General features: G+C 61.2%; 7 protein-coding genes. 3 read left to right on the top strand and 4 right to left on the bottom strand.

Annotated features, from left to right (window positions below):
• Positions 1 to 377: Lrp/AsnC family transcriptional regulator (locus OQK_RS12245; RefSeq protein WP_038860895.1), on the bottom strand; the 377-nt coding region annotated here is incomplete at its 3' end.
• A gap of 126 nt (positions 378 to 503) precedes the next feature.
• Here OQK_RS12245 and OQK_RS12240 point away from each other — a divergent pair.
• From OQK_RS12240 to OQK_RS12230, 3 genes are all read left to right on the top strand, one after another.
• Positions 504 to 842, top strand: a complete 339-nt coding sequence (locus tag OQK_RS12240; protein WP_016772643.1) for a hypothetical protein — start codon at positions 504 to 506, stop codon at positions 840 to 842.
• Between the two features lie 92 nt (positions 843 to 934).
• Positions 935 to 2,719, top strand: a complete 1,785-nt coding sequence (locus OQK_RS12235) for a GspE/PulE family protein (RefSeq protein WP_016772642.1) — start codon at positions 935 to 937, stop codon at positions 2,717 to 2,719.
• A 64-nt stretch (positions 2,720 to 2,783) separates the two neighbouring features.
• Entirely contained in the window at positions 2,784 to 3,104 is a 321-nt protein-coding gene (locus OQK_RS12230; protein ID WP_172667868.1) for a DUF2388 domain-containing protein, read from the top strand.
• 175 nt (positions 3,105 to 3,279) lie between these two features.
• Here OQK_RS12230 and gcvP read toward each other — a convergent pair whose 3' ends face one another.
• From gcvP to OQK_RS12215, 3 genes are all read right to left on the bottom strand, one after another.
• A complete protein-coding gene (gene gcvP, locus OQK_RS12225; RefSeq protein ID WP_016772640.1) occupies positions 3,280 to 6,162 on the bottom strand; it encodes an aminomethyl-transferring glycine dehydrogenase in 2,883 nt (960 codons plus the stop codon).
• A gap of 201 nt (positions 6,163 to 6,363) precedes the next feature.
• Positions 6,364 to 6,747: a glycine cleavage system protein GcvH gene (gene gcvH / locus OQK_RS12220; protein WP_016772639.1), complete on the bottom strand. Its 384-nt coding sequence runs from the start codon at positions 6,745 to 6,747 to the stop codon at positions 6,364 to 6,366.
• Positions 6,748 to 6,794: 47 nt separating this feature from the next.
• The coding region (locus OQK_RS12215) for a glycine cleavage T C-terminal barrel domain-containing protein (protein ID WP_038860893.1) at positions 6,795 to 7,299 on the bottom strand (505 nt) is incomplete at its 5' end.

Here is a 7,299-nt window from a genome sequence, read left to right as displayed (position 1 = left end):
TCGAAAAAGAACCGCTCGTACGCCTCGATATCCGCCGCGACAATGCGCAGCATGAAATCCACCGCGCCCATCAGCACATAACACTCCAGCACTTCCGGAAAGCCGCGAATCGCCTCGGTGAATTCGGTGAAGTTCGAACGCCCATGAGCGTTGAGTTTGATCTCGGCAAAAATCTGCGTGTTCAGGCCGATCTTCTTGCGATCCAGCAAGGTCACCTGGCCGCGAATGATGCCCTCCTCCTTCATCCGCTGAATCCGCCGCCAGCACGGCGATTGCGACAAGCCGACCTGTTCGGCGATCTGCGCGCTCGACAGCGAAGCGTCTTCCTGCAGCAAGGCGAGGATCTTGCGGTCGTAGGCGTCCAGCTCGCTGTGCATAAAAAATCCTCAAAGATCAGCTTTTACGAATCAATTCTTTCGATAAATCCGTTTAGGCGCCGATCATAGCCAAGAAATACCTCGCACCGAATGTAAAAATTTCTCCAGTGATTTTGGAGACTCGCCATGCCGCACCTTGAAGCCGTAAACAGCCCCGCCGCCCGCGCTGATGTCTGGAACGTCAACAACGCCCACTGCCTGGCGCAATACCAAATCCTCGCCGAGGCCGAGCCGGATCTGCTGGTGCGCGTGTTGAATCTGTTCGCCTTGCAGTTTCTGACGCCGGAGCAAATCAAGGTCCAGCGCCAGGACGATCTGCTGTCGATCGATCTGCTCATGAGCGGCCTGAGCTGGCATCGCGCGCAAGTGATCGCGGAGAAACTGCGTAACCTGATCAGCGTCTGCGCGGTGGATCTGCACAACGCCGACGCGGCGTGGCAGGCGCCCGCCCAGGCTGCCGGCTGACAAATCCGGCAACGGCTTCGTCGGGTAGTGGCCCAACGGTCAGCGGGGCCACGACTATCCTTTTGCGCATGACGCTTAAAAAGGAAAGCCGCATGTCCGTTCAATTTGTCACTCAGGACCGCTGGCTGGACCTCAACGATGTGTTACGGGAACTGGTCGCCCAAGGCTTCATCTGCCAGGACGCGGCGGAACAGGCGCTCAATGCCCGCCGTCGCCATGCGGCTCACGGGCAGATGCATCCGCTGGAATTCATCGCCAGCCAGCAACTCGACGACCTCAGCCGTCCGGGCAAACATCTGGATCTGGAAAGCCTGACCCTGTGGCTGGCGCAACAGGCCGGTCAGCCGTATTTGCGCATTGATCCGCTGAAAATCAATGTCGCGGCGATCACGCCGCTGATGTCCTACGCCTTCGCCCAGCGCCACAAGATTCTCGCCGTCGCCGTGGACCGCGACTCGGTCACCGTGGCCAGCGCTCAGCCCTACGTCAGCGGTTGGGAAGCCGACCTGACCCACGTATTGAAGCTGCCGATCAAACGGGTCGTGGCCAACCCGGTCGACATCCAGCGCTTTAGCGTCGAGTTTTTCCGGCTGGCCAAATCGGTCAGCGGTGCCAGCAATGCCGACGCCCAGAGCGGCAACCTTGGCAACTTCGAACAACTGCTCAACCTCGGCGCCAGCGATCAGGAGCCGGACGCCAACGACGCGCACATCGTCAACATCGTCGACTGGCTGTTCCAGTACGCCTTCCAGCAGCGCGCCAGCGATATCCATATCGAACCGCGCCGCGAGCACGGCACCGTGCGCTTTCGCATCGACGGCGTGTTGCACAACGTCTATCAATTTCCGCCGCAGGTGACCATGGCGATCGTCAGCCGCCTGAAAAGTCTTGGCCGCATGAACGTCGCGGAAAAGCGCAAACCCCAGGATGGCCGGGTCAAGACCAAGACCCCGGACGGCGGCGAAGTGGAGTTGCGGCTGTCGACTTTGCCGACAGCGTTCGGCGAAAAAATGGTCATGCGGATTTTCGATCCGGAAGTGCTGCTGAAGAATTTCGACCAGTTGGGTTTCAGCGCCGAAGACCTGCGCCGCTGGCAGGACATGACCCGCCAGCCCAATGGCATCATTCTGGTCACCGGGCCGACCGGTTCGGGCAAGACCACCACCCTGTACACCACGCTGAAAAAACTGGCGACGCCGGAGGTCAACCTCTGCACCATCGAAGACCCGATCGAAATGGTCGAGCCAGCCTTCAACCAGATGCAGGTGCAGCACAACATCGAACTGACCTTCGCCGCCGGGGTGCGCGCGCTGATGCGGCAGGACCCGGACATCATCATGATCGGCGAAATCCGCGACCTTGAAACTGCGGAAATGGCGATTCAGGCCGCGCTCACCGGGCACTTGGTGTTGTCCACCCTGCACACCAACGATGCGCCGAGCGCCATCAGCCGTTTGCTCGAACTGGGTGTGCCGCATTACCTGATCAAAGCCACCGTGCTCGGCGTTATGGCTCAGCGTCTGGTGCGCACGTTGTGCCCGCACTGCAAGGCGCCGCTGACGCTCGAAGATGAAGACTGGCAAACCCTGACCCGACCCTGGCAGGCGCCGCTGCCGAGCAATGCGCAACGGGCGATCGGTTGCCTGGAATGCCGCGACACCGGCTATCGCGGCCGCGCCGGCGTGTACGAAATCATGCAACTGAGCGACAGCCTCAAAGCGCTGATCACCCCGGATACCGACCTCACCGCGATCAGGCGTCAGGCCTTCAAGGAGGGCATGCGCAGCCTGCGCCTGTCCGGTGCGCAGAAAGTTGCGGCGGGGCTGACCACGGTGGAGGAAGTGCTGCGGGTGACACCGCAAAGTGAGTTGAAATAATTCAGCACGGAACTGGATCGGGGATCGGCTATCCAACGCCGTAGTCAATCCCAGGAGTCACCTCATCATGCGTCTCAAACTCGCTGTCGCCACCTTGGCCCTGCTGTCGCTTCCCGTTGGTTCGGCCATGGCGGACAGCTTTTGGCGTAACGTCATCTCCTCCGGTGCCACCACCGGCTCGACCTACCTGACCTTCAAGGATCACAAGCTGATCGTCGCCGCCCAGGACGACGCCGGCAGCTTCGTCGCCAGCGACGGCGGCATCCGTGGCCCGTACCTGGAAGCAGCGATGCAGAAAGTCCGCGCCGACAACCCTGGCCTGCAGGCTTCGGACATGGAACTGGCGAACGCGATTCTGGCGAAGAACGCCGTGGCTTCCGAGTAACAAAAAATGCCGCTCAAACGAGCGGCATTTTTTTGCCCGGATTCTGAACCCGATACAGAACCCTGTGGGAGCGAGCTTGCTCGCGAAGGCAATTTCACATCCAAAATATGCGGCGTCTGACACGACGCTTTCGCGAGCAAGCTCGCTCCCACGATGACTGCATACAGGCTGAATGTCAGCGGTAATCATCCACCGGCACACACGCGCAATACAGATTGCGGTCGCCATAAACGTTATCCACCCGATTCACCGCCGGCCAATATTTGTGCAAGCGTGTGTGCGCATCCGGGGTGATGGCCTGTTCGACACTGTAGGGTCGCTCCCAGACTCCAGTGACATCGGCCAAGGTATGCGGCGCGCGTTTGAGCGGGTTGTCTTCGCCCGGCCAGTTGCCCTTCTGCACTTCATTGATCTCGGCGCGAATGCTCAGCATCGCCGCGATGAAGCGGTCGAGCTCAGCCTTGGATTCGCTCTCGGTCGGCTCGACCATCAAAGTACCGGGCACCGGGAAGGACATGGTCGGCGCGTGGAAACCGTAATCCATCAGCCGCTTGGCGACGTCCTCCTCGCTGATGCCGGTCTGCGCCTTCAGTGGGCGCAGATCAAGAATGCATTCATGGGCCACGCGGCCATTGCGCCCGGTGTAGAGCACCGGGAACGCGCCGGATAGATGTTGCGCCAGATAATTCGCCGCCAGAATCGCCACCTCGCTGGCGTCCGCCAGTTGCGTACCCATCATGGCGATGTACATCCAACTGATCGGCAAAATGCTCGCACTGCCCCACGGCGCTGCGCTGACTGCGCCGTTCTGCGCCAGCGGCCCGTCAATCGGCACCACCGGATGGTTGGCGACGAACGGCGCCAGATGCGCACGAACGCCGATCGGGCCCATGCCCGGCCCGCCGCCGCCATGGGGAATGCAGAAGGTCTTGTGCAGGTTCATGTGTGAGACGTCGGCGCCAATGTCCGCCGGTCGGGCGAGACCAACCTGAGCATTGAGATTGGCGCCATCCATATACACCTGGCCGCCGTGCTGGTGGATCACTGCGCAGATTTCGCTGATGCCTTCCTCGTAAACGCCGTGGGTCGACGGATAGGTCGCCATCAGGCACGACAACTTGTTCCCGGCCTCGGCGGCTTTCATCTGCAAATCGTCCAGATCGACATTGCCCGCCTCATCGCATTCGACAATCACCACACGCATCCCGGCCATCTGCGCCGACGCTGGATTGGTGCCGTGGGCCGACGACGGAATCAGGCAGATATCCCGCGCGCCCTCCCCCCGGCTCTCGTGATACTTACGGATCGCCAGGAGCCCGGCGTATTCGCCCTGGGCGCCGGAGTTGGGCTGCATGCAGATCGCATCGAAACCGGTAATCGCACAGAGCCAACGCTCAAGCTCCTCGATCATCAGCGTGTAACCGACAGCCTGCTCCCTCGGCACGAACGGGTGCAGATCGGCGAACTGCGGCCAGGTGATCGGGATCATCTCGCTGGTGGCATTGAGTTTCATCGTGCAGGAACCGAGCGGAATCATCGACTGATTGAGCGCCAGATCCTTGTTTTCCAGCTGTTTGAGGTAACGCAGCATCTCGGTTTCGCTGTGGTGAGCGTTGAACACCGGATGTTGCAGGTACGGCGTACTGCGCTGGAGTTCGTCGGGAATTCCCGAGGCGATGTCCTGCGCATCAAGCGCATCAAGCGCATCAACGCTCAGGCCGTGATCGGCGCCGAGCAGCACATCGAACAGCTTCGCCACGGTGTGTTCATCACAGGTCTCGTTCAGACTCAGACCGACGCGGCCGCGCCCAAGAATGCGCAGGTTGATCTGCGCTGCCTGAGCACTTTCGATGATCGCCGTTTGCGCACCGCCGACCTCCAGAGTCAGCGTGTCGAAGAACTGCCTGTTGAGCCGTTTGATGCCGTTGCGCTCGAGTCCCGCCGCGAGGATGCAGGTCAGGCGATGCACGCGCTGGGCGATACGCTTCAAACCCTCGGGGCCGTGATACACCGCATAACAACTGGCGATATTGGCCAGCAGCACCTGCGCGGTGCAGATGTTCGAATTGGCTTTCTCGCGGCGGATGTGTTGCTCGCGGGTTTGCAGGGCCATGCGCAGCGCGACGTTGCCGCGAGCATCTTTCGACACACCGATGATCCGCCCCGGAATCGCTCGTTTGTATTCCTCGCGGCTGGCGAAGAACGCCGCGTGCGGGCCGCCATAACCCATCGGCACACCGAAACGCTGGGACGAACCGAACACCACATCGGCACCCAACTCACCCGGCGGCGTCAGCACCAGCAGGCTGAGCAAATCGGTGGCGACGCAGGCCAGGGCCTGTTGCGCGTGCAGGTGGTTGATCAAGGGTTCGAGATCGCGGATTTCGCCGTGGGTGTCGGGGTATTGCAGCAGCGCGCCGAACACCTCGTGCTGCGCCAGGTTATCCACCGCGTCGACGATCAGCTCGAAGCCGAAACCTTCGGCGCGGGTCTGTACCACGGAGAGAGTTTGCGGATGGCAATTTTCATCCACAAAAAACAGATTGCTCTTGGACTTCGCCACGCGCTTGGCCAAAGCCATGGCTTCGGCCGCTGCGGTAGCCTCATCGAGCAGCGAGGCGTTGGCCAGTTCCAGGCCGGTGAGGTCGATGGTCAGTTGCTGAAAATTGAGCAACGCTTCGAGCCGGCCCTGGGCGATCTCTGGTTGATATGGGGTGTACGCGGTGTACCAACCGGGATTTTCCAGCACGTTGCGCAAGATGACGGTCGGCGTGACAGTGCCGTGATAGCCCATGCCGATCAGGCTGGTGAACAGCTGATTCTGCTCGGCATAACCGCGCAGTTTCGCCAGCGCAGTCTGTTCGTCGAGGGCCGGCGGCAGATCCAGTGCGCGATTGAAGCGAATGCCCGGCGGCACGGTCTGCTCGATCAGCTCGGCGCGACTGCCCAGGCCGAGGCTGTCGAGCATCGCCTGCTGCTCGGCGGCATCCGGGCCGAGGTGGCGGCGCAGAAAGGCTTCGGGATCGCGTAACTGGCTCAGGGACGGCGACTGGGACATGACGGGTTCTCCTGGCTGGCGCTTGGCGTCAATCGACACGGTCAAACCAGCATAGCAGTGCCCTCGAAGATCAAAAGATCGCAGCCTTCGGCAGCTCCTACCTTTGGAATACATTCCCCTGTAGGAGCTGCCGAAGGCTGCGATCTTTTGATTCTGAAAAAAAAACCCCGACGAATCGGGGCTTTGGCTCTGGCCGGCAAGTTACTCGCCGATGGCAGCCTTGTAAGCCGCCGCATCCAGCAGCTTGTCCAGCTCGGCCTTGTCGCTTGGCTTGAGCTTGAAGATCCACGCGCCGTACGGGTCGGAGTTCAGCAGTTCGGGCGAGCCGCTCAGGTCTTCGTTGATCGCGATGACCTCACCGCTGACCGGGGCGTAGATGTCGGAGGCGGCTTTCACCGACTCGACCACGCCGGACTGCTCGCCGGCGGCGAACACCTTGCCGACTTCGGTCAGCTCGACGAACACCACGTCGCCCAGCGCTTCCTGCGCGTGATCGCTGATGCCCACGGTGACAGTGCCGTCAGCTTCCAGACGCGCCCATTCATGACTTTCGGCAAAACGCAGTTCGGCAGGGATATCGCTCATCTTCGGTTCCTCGGAAATTGGTCAGCGGTCATACCCGCCAGAAAAGGTTAGATCAAGGTTTTGCCATGGCGCACGAAGGTCGGTTTGACCACTCGCACCGGATACCACTTGCCACGGATTTCCACTTCGGCGCGGTCGGCGGTTGCCATCGGTACACGCGCCAGGGCAATCGATTTGCTCAGCGTAGGAGAGAAACTACCACTGGTGATCTCCCCTTCGCCAACATCGGCGATGCGAACCACCTGGTGAGCGCGCAAAACGCCGCGCTCTTCCAGTACCAGACCGACCAGTTTGTGCGCCACACCGGCGGCTTTTTCCGCCTCCAGCGCCGCGCGGCCGATGAACTGCCGCGAGGCCGGCTCCCAGGCGATGCTCCAGGCCATGTTCGAGGCCAGCGGTGAAACGTCCTGATGAATGTCCTGACCGTACAGGTTCATTCCGGCCTCGACCCGCAAGGTGTCACGGGCACCGAGGCCAATCGGCGAAATGCCGGCGCCGACGAGGTCGTTGAAGAAACCCGGCGCCTGATTCGCGGGCAGGCAGATTTCCAGG

The organism is Pseudomonas sp. R62 (assembly GCF_000257605.1).
Lineage (GTDB): Bacteria > Pseudomonadota > Gammaproteobacteria > Pseudomonadales > Pseudomonadaceae > Aquipseudomonas > Aquipseudomonas atacamensis.
This window is presented reverse-complemented; position numbering and strand designations above follow the sequence as displayed.

What these genes read in the sequence shown, in the direction of transcription:
- gcvH (WP_016772639.1), bottom strand. Translation starts at nt 6,747, where the DNA reads ATGAGCGATATCCCTGCCGAACTGCGTTTTGCCGAAAGTCATGAATGG.
- OQK_RS12240 (WP_016772643.1), top strand. Translation starts at nt 504, where the DNA reads ATGCCGCACCTTGAAGCCGTAAACAGCCCCGCCGCCCGCGCTGATGTC.
- OQK_RS12235 (WP_016772642.1), top strand. Translation starts at nt 935, where the DNA reads ATGTCCGTTCAATTTGTCACTCAGGACCGCTGGCTGGACCTCAACGAT.
- gcvP (WP_016772640.1), bottom strand. Translation starts at nt 6,162, where the DNA reads ATGTCCCAGTCGCCGTCCCTGAGCCAGTTACGCGATCCCGAAGCCTTT.